The sequence below is a fragment of the Mesonia ostreae genome, from assembly GCF_031845265.1.
Lineage (GTDB): Bacteria > Bacteroidota > Bacteroidia > Flavobacteriales > Flavobacteriaceae > Mesonia > Mesonia ostreae.
The window spans coordinates 158,523-173,065 of record NZ_JAVRBG010000003.1 but is presented as its reverse complement, the minus strand read 5'-3'; the positions used below and the strand labels follow the sequence as shown (position 1 = coordinate 173,065).

Genomic DNA, 14,543 nt, shown 5'->3' with positions numbered 1-14,543 from the left:
CCAAAATGGAGCGTTTTAAAATTATTTTCACGAATTATTAATTCCTTAAGATGGTTTGTTTTCTGTCTGGTCCTACAGAAACAATGCTAATAGGCAAGCCTATGAAATCTTCAATATACTTAATGTAATCACTAAAGTTTTTTGGGAATTGATCTTCAGAAGACATTTGGGTAAGATCTTCTTTCCAACCTTTTATTTCTTCATAGATAGGAGAAATATTTTCTTCTTCAATATTAAAAGGCAGGTGATTAATTTTTTCTCCTTTATAGTTGTAGTGCGTACATACTTTTAAGGTATCAAAACCGCTTAGTACATCGCCTTTCATCATCATCAATTGCGTTACTCCATTTACCTGAACCGCATATTTTAAAGCGACTAGATCTAGCCAACCGCAACGTCTTGCTCTTCCTGTGGTTGCTCCAAACTCATTACCAACTTTTGCCATTCTGGCACCATCTTCATCAAATAGCTCGGTAGGGAAGGGGCCGCTACCCACACGTGTGGTGTACGCCTTAAAAATCCCGTAGACTTCTTTAATCTTATTTGGGGCTACGCCCAAACCTGTACAGGCTCCAGCAGCAGTAGTATTACTTGAAGTTACAAAAGGATAGGTTCCAAAATCAATGTCTAATAAAGAACCCTGAGCTCCTTCTGCCAAAATTGTTTTATTATTCTTTTGTGCTTGGTCTAAATATTCTTCAGAATCAATAAATTTAAGTGCCTTTAAAGCCTTAACAGCGGCAAAAAACTCTCTCTCCAATTCTTCTAAATTATACTGAATATCTACGTTGTAAAAAGAAATCATAGATTCGTGCTTGTTTGCCAAAGCACGGTATTTCTCTTTCCAATTGTCCATTTCTAAATCACCAATACGCAAACCATTTCTTCCAGTTTTATCCATATATGTAGGGCCAATTCCTTTTAAAGTAGAGCCAATTTTAGCTTTCCCTTTAGAGGTTTCTGAAGCGGCATCTAACAATCTATGGGTTGGAAGAATTATATGTGCTTTTCTAGAAATAAAGAGTTTGGAAACGATATCGATATTAAACTGCTTTAGATTGTCCAATTCTTTATTAAAAATCACAGGGTCAATCACCACACCATTTCCTACCAAGTTAATGGTATCCTCGTGAAAAATTCCGGAAGGGATGGTATGCAAAACGTGTTTTATGCCGTCAAATTCTAGGGTGTGGCCCGCATTTGGTCCTCCTTGAAATCTTGCAATAATATCATAATTTTTAGTGAGTACATCGACGATTTTTCCTTTTCCTTCGTCTCCCCACTGTAGTCCTAATAGCAAATCTACTGCCATAAAATTTTTATTTGGATGGTTTTTTATTTCCGTAAAAGTATAACGAGTGCTTGCTAATTTCTATATCAAACACTTCTTCTATTGTTTTTTTAATGGATTCTATACGTGGATCACAAAATTCAATTACTTCTCCAGTATCGGTTAAGATGACATGATCGTGCTGCTTATCAAAATAAGATTTTTCATATTGTGCCTGGTTTTTACCAAACTGATGTTTTCTTACTAAGCCGCTATCTAAAAGAAGTTCTATAGTATTGTATAAAGTAGCTCTACTTACGCGATAGTTTTTATTTTTCATTGTGATGTATAAGGTCTCAATGTCAAAATGCTCCTCATTATCATAGATCTCTTGAAGAATCGCAAAACGCTCTGGCGTTTTACGGTGTTTCTTATCTTCTAAAAACTTGGTAAATACGTTTTTAACTACTTCTTGATCGTTATTTTCTTTTTTTGTGCCTTCCATAAGTTGGGTGCAAATTTAAGCTTTATTCACGGGTTACTTTATCAATTCCGTTTATTTTTTTAAGTCGGGTCATTAATTTTTTAAGAATCGTCTTATTTTTTACAATAACGGTAATTTTTCCTTGAAAAACACTGTCATGGCTATCAAAAGATATGTTACGCATATCTACATTCAAATTATTGGAAATTTCTTTGGTAATTTGACTTACCAAGCCTAAATCGTCTAACCCAGTAAGTTTAATGACCGCTCTAAATTCTTGTTGACTAGAGTCTACCCATTTGGCTGTCATAATGCGATAGGCATAATTGCTTTGCAACTGAATGGCGTTTGGACATTCTTTTTTATGAACGTTAATGCCATCATTAACGGTGACAAACCCAAATACAGAATCTCCAGGAATAGGATTACAGCAATTCGCTAATTTATATTCTAATTTATCTTCCTCTTTTCCGAAGACAAGCAAATCAAAATTTGTGGTGATTTCCTCTTTATGTACCTCTTCTGGAACAGCAGGTTTTCGCATTTTATTTTTAAAGAAAGAAACCAAAGCATTACTTCTAGAAGCATTATATTCTTTGAGAGCTATATTATCTATAGTTCCAATACCTACGCGATAAAATAGATCTAAACTGGTTTTTAGTTTAAAAAACTTAACCAACTCGTTAATTGTCTGCGGACTGTAAGGTACTTTCAGGGAGCGTAATTTTCTTTGTAAAATTGCTTTCCCTTCATCTGCTAAATCCTTGTGCTCATCTTTTAAAGCATTCTTAATTTTAGATTTTGCTCGTGCTGTAGTAGCATAATCTAGCCAATTGTTATTAGGTTTGGTATTTTCTGAAGTAATAATATCTACTTGATCTCCACTTTTTAAAGTATGACTTAACGGAACTAATTTTCCGTTCACTTTAGCACCTCTAGTTTTTAAGCCAACTTCAGTATGTATGCTAAAGGCAAAATCTAAAGGAGAAGAACCTTTGGGTAAAGACTTTAAATCTCCCTTTGGAGTAAAAACGAAAATTTCTTTAGAATAGAGGTTCAGTTTAAATTCCTTAACAAAATCTACTGCATTACCCTCGCTATTCTCTAGTGCTTCTTGAAGTTTGTTGAGCCATTGCTCTAAATTTTCATCTTCTTGTTTTGCACCGTGTTTATATTTGTAGTGTGCTGCATAGCCTTTTTCTGCAATATCGTTCATGCGTTCACTGCGTATTTGCACTTCTACCCAACGCCCTTTGGGACCCATAACCGTAATGTGCAAAGCTTCATAACCCGTGGTTTTGGGAGAAGAAATCCAATCTCTTAAACGGATGGGGTTAGGGCGAAAATGGTCTGTGACAATAGAGTATATTTTCCAAGCTAAAAACTTTTCTTCTTGAGGTTTGCTCTTGTAGATAATTCTAATCGCAAACTTATCGTAGATTTCGTCAAAGCTTATATTTTGCATGACTATTTTCTTCCGAATGGAATAAATAGATTTGGGCCTTCCCTTAATTTCATACTCCAAGTTTTCTTTATCTAGGCTATCAGAAATCACCTTAGAAAAGTCTTTTATATAGAGATCTTGCTCTTCCTTACTGTCTTTAATTTTGGTTAAAATATCCTTATACATTTCTGGTTCGGTATATTTTAAACTTAAATCCTCCAGTTCAGTTTTAATATTATACAAACCAATACGATGAGCTAGAGGCGCATAAATATAAAGCGTTTCCGAAGCAATCTTTACTTGCTTATCCTCCCGCATAGATTCCATGGTTTGCATATTGTGCAATCGGTCGGCGATTTTAATAATGATTACTCTGATGTCATCATTTAGCGTAAGCAGCATTTTTCTAAAGTTTTCCGCCTGAAGCGAAACATCTTTATCGTGCTCTAAATCGCTAATTTTAGTTAGACCTTCTACAATTTTAGCGACCACCTTTCCAAACATGTTTTCCATGTCTTGAAGGGTAAACACCGTATCTTCTACCACATCGTGCAAAAGAGCTGCAGCAATAGAGGTAGCATCTAGACCAATCTCTGAAGCTACAATTTTTGCCACTGCGATAGGATGAAAAATATAGGCTTCGCCAGATTTTCTTCGCTGATCTTTATGAGCGTCCACGGCAGTTTCAAACGCTTTTCTAATAAGAACTTTATCCCCATCTGTTAATTCGCGGTAACTAATGCGTAAGAGTTCTTTATATTCTCGAGCAATCTTCTTGTTCTCTTTTCTTAATTTTTCTTCTGTCATCATAGCTCTAAGATACTAATTATCTCTTGTTTTTTAAATTTAAAATGCGTTGTCCTAAACTAGGATGTGAATAATGGAAAAACACATAAGCAGGATGCGGAGTTAAGTTGCTCAGGCTGTTACTAGAAAGCTTTTTTAAGCTACTAATTAATGGCGAGGCCGCATAGGTTTCTTTGGCAAAATTATCGGCTTGGTATTCAAATTTTCTGCTCAATAAATTCATTAATAAACCTGTAATTTCTGAAATAGGCGTGTATAACACTCCAAAAGCGATTAAACCTATATGAAAACTGGTTTTTTCTACTCCCAAAGCTTGAGAAAGCAGCGGATTGTTAACCAAAAGCGATAAAACCCATAGGGTGATTCCTGTGGTGAGAATGCTTAAACTTAGGTTGTAGATGATGTGTTTTCTTTTATAATGTCCTACTTCGTGCGCTAAAACAGCTACAATTTCTTCTTCATCTAAATCGTTGACTAAGGTATCATAGAGTGTAATTCGTTTCTCTTTTCCAAAGCCAGAAAAGTAAGCATTGGCTTTTGTACTGCGTTTAGAACCATCAATAATAAAAATTTTATCGATTTGGAAACCTACATTTTTGGCATAAGCTTCAATTTTATGCCGAAGAGAACCTTCTTCTAACGGCGTTTGTTTGTTGAATAACGGCACAATTAATCTACTATAAAACATATTCATCACTATAGAAAATACCGTAACCATCGCCCAAGCATAGATCCAGAAATCTTTTCCCGTAAGTTGATAAAACCAAATGATTAAAGCAAGAATTCCCCCGCCAAGTACGGCTCCCATTAGCCAACCTTTTAACTTGTCTAGAAAGAAGGTGGCTTTGGTAGTTTTATTAAAACCAAATTTTTCTTCAATCACAAACGTACTGTAATATGAAAATGGTGTGGTTAGAATATCACTGGCAAATAAAATAATTCCGAAGAAAACCAACGCAATAATAATGGGATTGTCGCTGATATTTCTCGCTATCTCATCCACATAAGCAAAACCACCTAAAAAGAAAAAAGCCAGTGTGAGTATTAAAGAAAAAGTAGAGGTGATGATCCCAAATTGGAAGTTGGTCTTTTTATAAGCTTGCGAGCGTTGGTACTCTGCATCCTCATAAACATCAGCAAGTTCTTTTGGCAATTCGTCATTAAAATGCTTCGCATTAAGCGCATCCAAAACCTGATCAAAAATAAAGTTGAAGATAATAATTGCGATAAGAATAAAAAAAAGGATTTGTGGAGTCATAAAAGTAATTAGTAATGATCAATTAATAATGTGTAATTAGCGACACTAATTTTTAATGAATAATTAATAAGGTGTAATCTAAAATATTCTTTTGAAGTATCAATAATTTACACCAAAAATTTATTCTTGCTAACTGCTAACTGCTAACTGCTAACTGCTAACTGCTAATTATTCATTACTAATTGTCAATTGTTAATTAATTAGAAGCCTCTTTGTCTTTTCGCCTCATAGATTAAAATCCCCGCTGCAACCGATACATTCATAGAATCAATTTCTCCTTGCATGGGAATGTAGATATTTTGTGTGGACTCTTTTCGCCATTGCTCACTTAATCCGTCGGCTTCTGTGCCTACTACGATTGCTGTAGGTTGTGTAAAATCTTCATTTGTATATATATTTGAATTCTGAAGTGTTGCAGCGTAAAAATTAATCTTTTTTTCTTTTAAAAAATCAATAATTTCTTGCGTACTTCCCGTAGCGATTTGATTGGTAAACACACAACCTACGCTAGAGCGGATGATATTGGGATTGTACAAATCGGTTTTGGGATTGGCGATGAATACGGCGTCAACTTTCGCAGCGTCTGCAGTACGGAGAATAGCGCCAATGTTTCCAGGTTTTTCGGGAGCTTCCGCAATAAGCAGTAATAGATTTTTCTGCTGAAATGTTAACTCTGCTAAATCATGATTTTTTGTATGTGCAATAGCGATCACGCCTTCTGTACTTCCGCGGTAAGCGATTTTTTGATACACCTCTAAACTCAGCTGAAAAATTTCCTTAACGGAAATGTTTAACGCTTCCAATTTTTCAAATGAAATCAACTGTTCGCAGTAGTACAAACTCTGGATTTGGTAATTTCCTTTGATGGCAAGTTGCAATTCGCGCAGACCTTCAATAATAAAAACACCATCCTTTTTTCTATTTCTAGATTTTTCTTGAAGCTGAATTAAACGTTTTACCGTTTTGTTTTGAGTACTGCTAATCTGAAGGTGCATAAAATTGATTTTGATTTTGCAAATTTACATGAAATTTTAAACGCAAACACGAAAACTAAATCGGTCATGTTGAACCTGCCCGAATTATATTTTTTAAGGCGGGCTAGTTTCAGCATCTCATTTCATCCGTAGTAATCAATTCTGCTTTTGATGCATATTCACCAATAGCGCCACCACATAATTGTAACTTTCTATGCCTTGAGGTTGATTGTTGGCCTTTAAATAACCTCCATAAAAAAGTTTAAAGAAAGGCTCAAGCGGATTTTTGTGACTTTCCCAAAACAACCTCACTTCTCTATAATCTTTTAAAATTCCGGGATGAATGCTAGCAAGGAGATTTTCGGCTTCGCACGGCTGCGTTTTTAAAAGCTCGCCATAGCAATACTGTAAGGCGAAAGTATAACCCGCGTAACGCATATATTCATCGGGATGATTCATCGTGGTAAGGCACGCCATATAATTGGCTTCATTTTCTTTGGCATAACCCAATTGATGGCCAATTTCATGACTCGTAGTACTGGGAAGCTTAAAAAGTGGAATTTGTCTATTGTACTGCGCCTCGTTGGTAAGCGGATTCAAATAGCCGTTAAACCCCATATACGTAAGCGGAATGCTAAACAATGAGGGTTTTAAACTGCGCTGAGGATAGGCCAATTCTGGAAATGTTTGGGCAATATGATGATAACCCTCTATTGCTTTTTCATCCACTTCAAACTTGGTAAAAGGGAAGCTAATTTGGAGTGTGTCATTTTTTGTGAGCTCGTGGTGTAAAGTATTGCTTTGCTCAATGAGATGCGAAGTATAAGTGAGTAACTCTTCAGGTGTATAATTGGTTGCAATTTCTAAGGAAGTATGTAAAGGTAAGCGGTAGTAATTGTAACCCCAAAATAAATTAAAGCATCCATAAATAACGGAAAGTGTCGCTAAAGCGGAAAAAATCCAGCGCTTGAAGTTTCTAAACCTTGTTTTAATCCGAAGATAAAACCAACGCATCAAACCTATAATAAGAAAAGCATATAAAAAATCCCCCACAGAAAAGGGAATCCAACCCAAGAGAAATCTTAATGTATAAGAAATATACGGATAAATACCTAGACTGTAGAATTGCTCTACCCAAACCGGATTTGCTTTTAGCACCGTAATCAGCAATAATTGCAAGGGCAGTAGAAGACTTAAGAAAATATTCAGTTTATTTTTCACGGGTTAAAAATACAAACTAAATCTAGGCAGCCAAATTTTATAGTTGCAAGAGAAACCAATACCTTTGTAAGACTTTAAAAATCAAGATATGAATTCAGAAATAAGAAACTTAGAACCTAAAGCGGTTTGGAATAAATTTGCCGACTTAAATGCAGTGCCAAGACCTTCTAAAAAAGAAGAGCGCGTGATTGCTTTTATGAAGGACTTTGGTAAAAGCTTAGATCTAGAAACACTAGAGGATAAAGCAGGGAATGTGATTATTAAAAAACCAGCCACCAAAGGATTAGAAGACCGTAAAACGGTAGTCTTGCAGTCGCATTTAGATATGGTTCATCAAAAAAATAACGATACCGATTTCGATTTTGATACGCAAGGAATTGAAATGTATGTAGATGGAGATTGGGTGAGAGCTAAAGGAACTACGTTGGGTGCAGATAACGGACTAGGAGTAGCGACCATTATGGCGATTTTAGAAAGTAAAGATATAGAACATCCTTCACTAGAAGCATTGTTTACTATTGATGAAGAAACAGGAATGACGGGTGCTAAAAACTTGGATGACAGTATTCTTGATGGTGAAATTTTACTCAACCTAGATACCGAAGAAGATGATGAAATAGGGATTGGTTGCGCCGGTGGAATTGATGTTACCGCTAAAAAAACCTATAAAACCATTAAGGCTGTTACTAATAGTAAAGCTTTTAAAATTACGGTAAAAGGGCTTAATGGAGGACATTCTGGAATGGATATCATTAAAGGTTTAGGAAACGCCAACAAAATTATGAATCGCGTTTTATTTGAAGGAGCTAATGCAGGAATGCAAGTGGCCAAAATTAATGGAGGCGGATTAAGAAATGCGATTCCGCGTGAGAGTAATGCAGTAGTTGTAGTTACCGAAAAAGACTTGAAAAGATTTAAATCTGCGGTTGAAAGCATCACCAAAGCCATTAAAGAAGAGTATGTGACTTTAGAACCTAACTTAAAGGTTGAGTTAAAAGATACAGAAATGCCTGCGGAAGTAATGTCGGAAAAAGATCAAACGGAATTATTAAAAACGATTACAGCCATTCATAACGGAGTGTTTAGAATGAGTCCTGCGATTGAAGGTTTGGTAGAAACGTCTAATAACGTTGCCAAAGTAAGTGTAGAAAATGGAAATGCAGAAGTAATGTGTTTAACGCGATCTTCGCTAGAATCTGGAAAATGGAATTTAGCCAACACATTAAAATCAGCTTTTGAATTGGGTGGATTTGAAGTGGATTTAAGCGGAGATTACCCAGGATGGTCGCCTAATCCTAATTCATCTATTTTAAAAGTAGTAGAAAAATTATATGTAAAGCAAAACGGCGAAGAAGCAGATGTGGCAGCTTGTCACGCCGGTTTGGAGTGTGGAATATTAGGAAGTCACTATCCAGAAATGGATATGGTTTCTTTCGGCCCCACCATTCGCGGAGCTCACTCTCCAGATGAACGTGCAAGTATTTCTTCTATGCAAAAATTTTGGAAATTCACCTTAGCTGCTTTAAAGGAAATTCCTAAGAAGTAGATTTTAAAATAGAATATAGATAATAAAGCCTAGATTTTATACGATTAGCGTTTAAAATCTAGGCTTTTTTAATGGAATAGAATTTAGAATATAGATTTTAGAGTTTACGAATTTTCAATATGACAAGGTAGGAAGCTCTATAATTTGGAATTATTAGCAAGAGATCCTGAAACAAGTTCAGGATGACAGTTCTTTTGGTGATTTGAGAAGCTAGAATGAGATTCTTGAACAAGCCCGCCCTAAGGGTACGGGCAGGTTTAGGATGACAGTTTTTTTTCTTTTTTATTTTGTCTAAATTCTATTTTCTAACATTTAACAACTAACATCTAGATTCTAGAATCTACTTCTCATCATAAATATCTTCATAAGAGTTTCCTTCAGTAACGAAAAACTCGCCTGTAACATATCTAAAATGACGATCTAAGTCGGCTATTTGTTTAAAATCGTCTTTGTCGAGGTTTACTCCTGTACTTTGGATGTTTTGTATAATTCTTCCTTCGTTGGTTGACTTTGGGATTACCGCTGTTCCGCGAGATTCTGCCCATTTAATTAAGATTTGCGCAGGAGAGGCACCATGTTTCTTAGCGATTTTCTCAATGGTTTTATTTTCTAATAAAGAAGGTTCGTCCTCGGCTTTCATGGCAGGAATACGATCCCCACTTCCTAAGGGAGAATATCCTGTCATCAAAATTTTATGTTTTGAACAATATTCAAATAAATCATCTTGCTGCAAATAGGGGTGAAGCTCTACTTGATTCATTTCTGGAGCTTCTCCTATTTCCTTAGTAAGCTCTTCTAGTTTTTTTACACTAAAATTGGACACGCCAACGTGTTTCACCAAACCTTGTTTTTTGGCTTCTAACATCGCTTTATAAGTTTCGGCAAGAGGTACTTCATCTAAGGAAAGATAATCATCATCATTTTTTGGAGCTCCTTCTAAACCAGATTTAAAAGCTACAGGCCAGTGCATAAGGTATAAATCTAAATAGTCTAGTTGTAAATCTTTTAAGGTTTTCTTTAAAGCAGGTATTACATCTTCCTTTCTATGTGCATTGTTTCAAAGTTTAGAAGTAATAAAGACATCTTCTCTTTTCATTTTTTCATCATCAAATACTTCGGCGAAAGCCTTACCTACAGCGTCTTCATTCCCATAAGTGGCGGCGCAATCTATATGTTTGTAACCGTTATTTAAAGCATGCTTTACTGCGTGTGTAACTTCTTCTGGCGCAGATTTCCAAGTTCCTAATCCTATGGCTGGTAAATGATCTCCGTTTCTAAATGTAAGTGTTTTCTAAGTGTTTTCATCGTTTTTTCTTTAAAGATAAGGAGTAGAGGAGAACTTGAAAAAGATTGCTAAGGTTTTAGCAAAACTTTAATCTCTATATATACTTTAGTCTTTCCATAGTATCTGGTTAAAAATAATGTAAAGTTGATGAGAACTTTAAATATTTGGAAACTAACAAGTTTTAAAATGTATATTTTGCTTTTTGAAAGTGATTTTATCGAGGGCGAGAGGGTATTTATTTTAAAATGCTGCAGCTTATCAGATACTTATAATTAAGTCTTGGTTCTTGTTTCTAACAGCGTAGCGGTCTTGGTTCTTTATCAGGCTAAAATGGTTTCTTATAAGGAAACTAATTACATCTTACTTCTAGGGTGAAAATTTTCTAAGACCGTTTTTAAGTGGCTGCGGTCTACATGCATATAAATTTCGGTGGTAATAATGCTCTCGTGACCTAACATTTGCTGAATGCTACGCAAATCGGCCCCATTTTCTAATAAATGAGTAGCAAAAGAATGTCTAAAGGTATGCGGACTTATTTTCTTTTGAATCCCCGCTTTTTTGGCTAGCGTTTTGACGATCGTAAAAATCATCGCTCGGGTGAGTTTTTTTCCTCTTCTATTCAAAAATAAAATATCTACATCTTCTTTTTGAGGTTCTTGGTGCACCCTTATCAAGTCTTTATAGGTAGTAATGTAATTTTTGGTAAGCTCACTTACGGGCACAAAACGCTGTTTGTTCCCCTTTCCAGTAACTTTAATAAATTCTTCCGTAAAGAAAAGATCAGATATTTTTAATTCAGTAAGCTCAGAAACCCGCAGGCCGCAACTATATAAAGTTTCCAAGATGGCTCTGTTTCTTTCTCCTTGCGGATGACTTAGATCTATAGCATCTATGAGTTGATCAATTTCTTGAGTAGTAAGGGTATCAGGTAATTTTCTTCCAATTTTTGGCGATTCTATAAGCTCTAGCGGATTTGTTTTTCGGTAATCTTCAAAAATCAAGTAATTGAAAAAACTCTTCAAACCCGAGATGATTCTGGCTTGGGAGCGCGCATTTACCACTTTCGCTAAATGGTAGATAAAAGGCTGAATTTGCTCTTCGGTTAACCGAATTGGGGAAACTTGAAGCTTTTGTTCTTCTAAGTACGAGATTAATTTAACAATGTCATAAGCGTAATTTTGAATAGAATTGGGCGATAAACCGCGTTCTATTTTGAGATAATGTTGGTAATCCTTAAGGGCTTGGCTCCATTTCATAGGCTAAAAGTAAGCATATTTCTTAAAATTTCCTTTGGCATAACTTTAAACATTACTTAGTAAATCTTTAAGGAAGCAAGGCCTAAGTTTGTATCAAACAAAAAAACAAATACAATGAAAAAGTTAATTTTAACCGTAGCCGTAGCTGCTACATCAATTTTCGCCGCAAACGCTCAAGCTGATTCAGATTTAATTCAATTTGGTGTAAAAGGAGGGGTAAACTTCGCGAACTTAACGGGAGATGACATTGGTGATACCAAGTCTAGAACAAGTTTCCACGCTGGTCTAGTTGCCGAAGTTCCTTATTCTGAACGTTTCTCTTTACAAGGAGAAGTGATGTATTCTGGTCAAGGTTTTGACGTTGAAAGTTCTGGACAAGATAACTTCCTAGATAACGATGATAATATTGAGTATCAACTAGATTATATTCAAGTCCCAATTATGGCTAAATATTATGTAGTGGAAGGATTAAGTGTATTAGCTGGACCACAAATAGCTTTTAAAATCAATGAAGAAGTTGATTACCAACCTAATGCTGACGCTGGAGATGTAGATCTTAACGAAGCTGAAGATTTTGAGTTTGGTATAGTTGGTGGATTAGAATACAAATTAGATAGTGGATTCTTTGTACAAGGAAGATATGTATATGGAATATCTAAATTACTAAATGAATCTGAAGTATTAGGAGATCCTAGTGTACATAACTCTGTATTCCAATTAGGTGTAGGGTATATGTTCTAAGTAAAACAGAATAGAAAGTAAAAAGGGAAGGCATTTGCCTTCCCTTTTTTATTGATTAAATTCAAAATTTAGAATTTGTAAATCAAACCTAAGTTGATATCATCCATATCCAATCCAAATTGGAAAGAATTAGTTGCTTTGGCTCCATCAGCATCAGGTTTTACGCTGTTGTAACCTAAAATTCCAAAGCTAGCTTCTAAGGCGAAATGTTTAGATACAAAATAGCTTAATCCAGGAGTAACGCCTACATTAATCCCATTTACTTTATTGTCATTTATGTCTTTTGTGGTTCCGTAACCTAAACCAAGTTCTCCAAAGAAAGAGAATTTTTGAGCGGGCATAAGGTAATACCTACCAAAAACCCCAATGGTAAATGTAGAATTGTCTACAACGTCATTTCCTAAAGTATTTTCTTCTTTTTGTTTGCTATACCCTGCTTGAGCTCCAAGAGCGATGAAATCATTTAAGAAATAACCAAAACGTGGGGTAATATTAAATGAATTTTCTTTAGAGTCATCTGGGTATTTTGTAGTTCCTACTCCAAAAGAGCCAGAGATAAACATATCTCCTTCTCCAAACCCATAAGTTTCTACTTCTTGTTCTTGTGCACTTGCAAATGTAAAACTTGCAATAGCAGCAAGAGATAAAATTAATTTTTTCATTATTTTTTCATTTAAAAATTTGCTACAAATTTACTTCTTTTTTTTGTTCTAAATATGAATAAGATCTTTATAGAGTAAGGCTTGGCTAGTTTTCTTTCATTAAAAACGTCTAGAAGTTTTTAAAGTCCAAACAAAAAACCTCCTCCATTGAGGTAAATAAGCACAACCAATTAAAAAAATGCTTAAATAATAAAAATGATAAAGTTCTCTTTGCTTAAAATTATTTTTCTAAATTGCTTAGTATAAGTTAATAAGGATCCTTAATGATTCTTAAAAAATTACTTTTTATGATTATTTTTTACAAAATTCTTGATTTTTTGTAAAAAATGATATATTTGTTAATGTATAACAAAAACTAATTAATAATGAAAAAATTATTACTTACCGCTGCAATCGCAGTTTTTGGAATTATTGGAACACAAGCTCAAGATGTGAGATACGGAGTAAAAGCCGGTGTAAATTTTGCAAATTCACATGGAGACACTGATGATGCAGATTCTAGAACTGGTTTACATATTGGAGCTTTCGCCGAGTTTATGCTTTCAGAAAAGTTTGCTTTTCAACCAGAACTTCTTTATTCTATGCAAGGAAATAAATATGAGGAATCTGAAACAATCTTAGGAGAAACATTTAAGGCAGAAAGTAAATTAAAACTTGATTATATTAATATACCCTTAATTTTTAAATACTATGCAACTGAAGGTTTAGCGATAGAAGCAGGTCCTCAAGTAGGTTTTTTGGTATCAGCTAATGAAGAGTATGAAGCTAGTGGAGCTGATGTAAGTGAAAGTGGAGATGAGGATGTTAAAGATTTCTACAAATCTATCGATTATGGATTAAATATTGGTTTAAGCTATACTTTAGATATGGGAGTTATGTTTGGAGCTAGATATTACTATGGTTTAGCAGATATAGCTGACACTGATAATTATGATGAAAAAAATAATATGATTCAAATTTCAGTTGGATATAAATTCTAATCCAAATTTTAAAAATACCTAAAAAGCGAAAACGAAAGTTTTCGCTTTTTTTATGTCCAGTCTCTCGCTTTAGCCTTTAAAATCTTATTTTAGCAGCACTAATTAATATAAATATGAAAAAACTAATTCTTATAGCAGCTGTTGCTATTTGTACACAATTTGCTACCGCCCAAGTAGGGATTACGGGAGGTTATTTAAATGTAAAAACTGAAAATGCTGGAGAAGGAAATTCTGGCTTTTATGCTGGTTTTTATACCGATATAGATATAACCGAGAGTTTTCACTTGCAGCCGAGTTTGCTTTATGGGAATTCTTGTGACACGAACTTTATATACGTGCCATTAATGTTTAAATATTATGTAGCTAATACTGATTTAAATATTCAGGCAGGTCCACAAGGAACCGTTATTTTAGAAGATTTAGGAGATTTTAAAAATCAATTGGGCTTAGATTTAGCCGTGGGTGTAGGCTTCGACATTTTTTATAATATCTTCGTAGAAGCAAGATATGCCTTTAAATTAGTGAATGAAGATATTGCACGTATAGGCAGTACCAACTTTAATACCTTACATATAGGATTAGGAATTGCTTTGTAAGAGCGTATTCTCCAAATAT

Annotated in this window: 12 protein-coding genes and 1 pseudogene; 4 read left to right on the top strand and 9 right to left on the bottom strand. The window is 34.8% G+C overall.

Features of this window, described 5'->3' with window-relative positions:
• Positions 1 to 37: 37 nt before the first annotated feature.
• The 6 genes from RLT85_RS04360 to RLT85_RS04335 form a co-directional block, all read right to left on the bottom strand.
• Positions 38 to 1,312: an adenylosuccinate synthase gene (locus tag RLT85_RS04360; protein ID WP_311400811.1), complete on the bottom strand. Its 1,275-nt coding sequence runs from the start codon at positions 1,310 to 1,312 to the stop codon at positions 38 to 40.
• Between the two features lie 7 nt (positions 1,313 to 1,319).
• The gene (locus RLT85_RS04355; RefSeq protein ID WP_311400810.1) at positions 1,320 to 1,775 is read right to left on the bottom strand and encodes a Fur family transcriptional regulator; all 456 of its coding nucleotides are present in this window, start codon (positions 1,773 to 1,775) and stop codon (positions 1,320 to 1,322) included.
• A 22-nt stretch (positions 1,776 to 1,797) separates the two neighbouring features.
• On the bottom strand, positions 1,798 to 4,005 hold the full coding sequence (locus tag RLT85_RS04350) for a RelA/SpoT family protein (protein ID WP_311400931.1): 2,208 nt from the start codon (positions 4,003 to 4,005) through the stop codon (positions 1,798 to 1,800).
• A 19-nt stretch (positions 4,006 to 4,024) separates the two neighbouring features.
• The gene (locus tag RLT85_RS04345) at positions 4,025 to 5,263 is read right to left on the bottom strand and encodes a M48 family metallopeptidase (RefSeq protein ID WP_311400809.1); all 1,239 of its coding nucleotides are present in this window, start codon (positions 5,261 to 5,263) and stop codon (positions 4,025 to 4,027) included.
• A 200-nt stretch (positions 5,264 to 5,463) separates the two neighbouring features.
• Positions 5,464 to 6,258, bottom strand: a complete 795-nt coding sequence (locus RLT85_RS04340) for a TrmH family RNA methyltransferase (RefSeq protein WP_311400808.1) — start codon at positions 6,256 to 6,258, stop codon at positions 5,464 to 5,466.
• Positions 6,259 to 6,393: 135 nt separating this feature from the next.
• Positions 6,394 to 7,458 carry a DUF3810 domain-containing protein gene (locus RLT85_RS04335; protein ID WP_311400807.1) on the bottom strand — a complete coding sequence of 355 codons (1,065 nt, stop codon included), beginning with the start codon at positions 7,456 to 7,458 and terminating at the stop codon, positions 6,394 to 6,396.
• 88 nt (positions 7,459 to 7,546) lie between these two features.
• Here RLT85_RS04335 and RLT85_RS04330 point away from each other — a divergent pair, with 88 nt between their 5' ends.
• Positions 7,547 to 9,004 (top strand): aminoacyl-histidine dipeptidase, encoded by a 1,458-nt coding sequence (locus RLT85_RS04330; protein WP_311400806.1) that lies wholly within the window; start codon positions 7,547 to 7,549, stop codon positions 9,002 to 9,004.
• Positions 9,005 to 9,344: 340 nt separating this feature from the next.
• On the opposite strand, the pseudogene RLT85_RS04325 reads toward RLT85_RS04330, so the two are convergent.
• Positions 9,345 to 10,256: pseudogene (locus tag RLT85_RS04325) on the bottom strand (aldo/keto reductase).
• A gap of 386 nt (positions 10,257 to 10,642) precedes the next feature.
• Complete coding sequence (gene xerD, locus RLT85_RS04320; RefSeq protein ID WP_311400805.1) at positions 10,643 to 11,545, bottom strand: site-specific tyrosine recombinase XerD; 903 nt, start codon at positions 11,543 to 11,545, stop codon at positions 10,643 to 10,645.
• A 114-nt stretch (positions 11,546 to 11,659) separates the two neighbouring features.
• Here xerD and RLT85_RS04315 point away from each other — a divergent pair, with 114 nt between their 5' ends.
• A complete protein-coding gene (locus RLT85_RS04315) occupies positions 11,660 to 12,286 on the top strand; it encodes a porin family protein (RefSeq protein WP_311400804.1) in 627 nt (208 codons plus the stop codon).
• A gap of 68 nt (positions 12,287 to 12,354) precedes the next feature.
• On the opposite strand, the gene RLT85_RS04310 is transcribed toward RLT85_RS04315, so the two are convergent.
• On the bottom strand, positions 12,355 to 12,948 hold the full coding sequence (locus RLT85_RS04310; RefSeq protein ID WP_311400803.1) for an outer membrane beta-barrel protein: 594 nt from the start codon (positions 12,946 to 12,948) through the stop codon (positions 12,355 to 12,357).
• Positions 12,949 to 13,313: 365 nt separating this feature from the next.
• Here RLT85_RS04310 and RLT85_RS04305 point away from each other — a divergent pair, with 365 nt between their 5' ends.
• Both RLT85_RS04305 and RLT85_RS04300 read left to right on the top strand, forming a co-directional pair.
• The gene (locus RLT85_RS04305) at positions 13,314 to 13,928 is read left to right on the top strand and encodes a porin family protein (protein WP_311400802.1); all 615 of its coding nucleotides are present in this window, start codon (positions 13,314 to 13,316) and stop codon (positions 13,926 to 13,928) included.
• Positions 13,929 to 14,041: 113 nt separating this feature from the next.
• The gene (locus tag RLT85_RS04300; protein ID WP_311400801.1) at positions 14,042 to 14,524 is read left to right on the top strand and encodes an outer membrane beta-barrel protein; all 483 of its coding nucleotides are present in this window, start codon (positions 14,042 to 14,044) and stop codon (positions 14,522 to 14,524) included.
• Positions 14,525 to 14,543: the final 19 nt, after the last annotated feature.

Bases quoted from the DNA above. Each gene is read 5' to 3' on its own strand.
- RLT85_RS04360 (WP_311400811.1), bottom strand. From the start codon at position 1,312: ATGGCAGTAGATTTGCTATTAGGACTACAGTGGGGAGACGAAGGAAAA.
- RLT85_RS04355 (WP_311400810.1), bottom strand. From the start codon at position 1,775: ATGGAAGGCACAAAAAAAGAAAATAACGATCAAGAAGTAGTTAAAAAC.
- RLT85_RS04350 (WP_311400931.1), bottom strand. From the start codon at position 4,005: ATGACAGAAGAAAAATTAAGAAAAGAGAACAAGAAGATTGCTCGAGAA.
- RLT85_RS04345 (WP_311400809.1), bottom strand. From the start codon at position 5,263: ATGACTCCACAAATCCTTTTTTTTATTCTTATCGCAATTATTATCTTC.
- RLT85_RS04340 (WP_311400808.1), bottom strand. From the start codon at position 6,258: ATGCACCTTCAGATTAGCAGTACTCAAAACAAAACGGTAAAACGTTTA.
- RLT85_RS04330 (WP_311400806.1), top strand. From the start codon at position 7,547: ATGAATTCAGAAATAAGAAACTTAGAACCTAAAGCGGTTTGGAATAAA.
- xerD (WP_311400805.1), bottom strand. From the start codon at position 11,545: ATGAAATGGAGCCAAGCCCTTAAGGATTACCAACATTATCTCAAAATA.
- RLT85_RS04315 (WP_311400804.1), top strand. From the start codon at position 11,660: ATGAAAAAGTTAATTTTAACCGTAGCCGTAGCTGCTACATCAATTTTC.
- RLT85_RS04310 (WP_311400803.1), bottom strand. From the start codon at position 12,948: ATGAAAAAATTAATTTTATCTCTTGCTGCTATTGCAAGTTTTACATTT.
- RLT85_RS04305 (WP_311400802.1), top strand. From the start codon at position 13,314: ATGAAAAAATTATTACTTACCGCTGCAATCGCAGTTTTTGGAATTATT.
- RLT85_RS04300 (WP_311400801.1), top strand. From the start codon at position 14,042: ATGAAAAAACTAATTCTTATAGCAGCTGTTGCTATTTGTACACAATTT.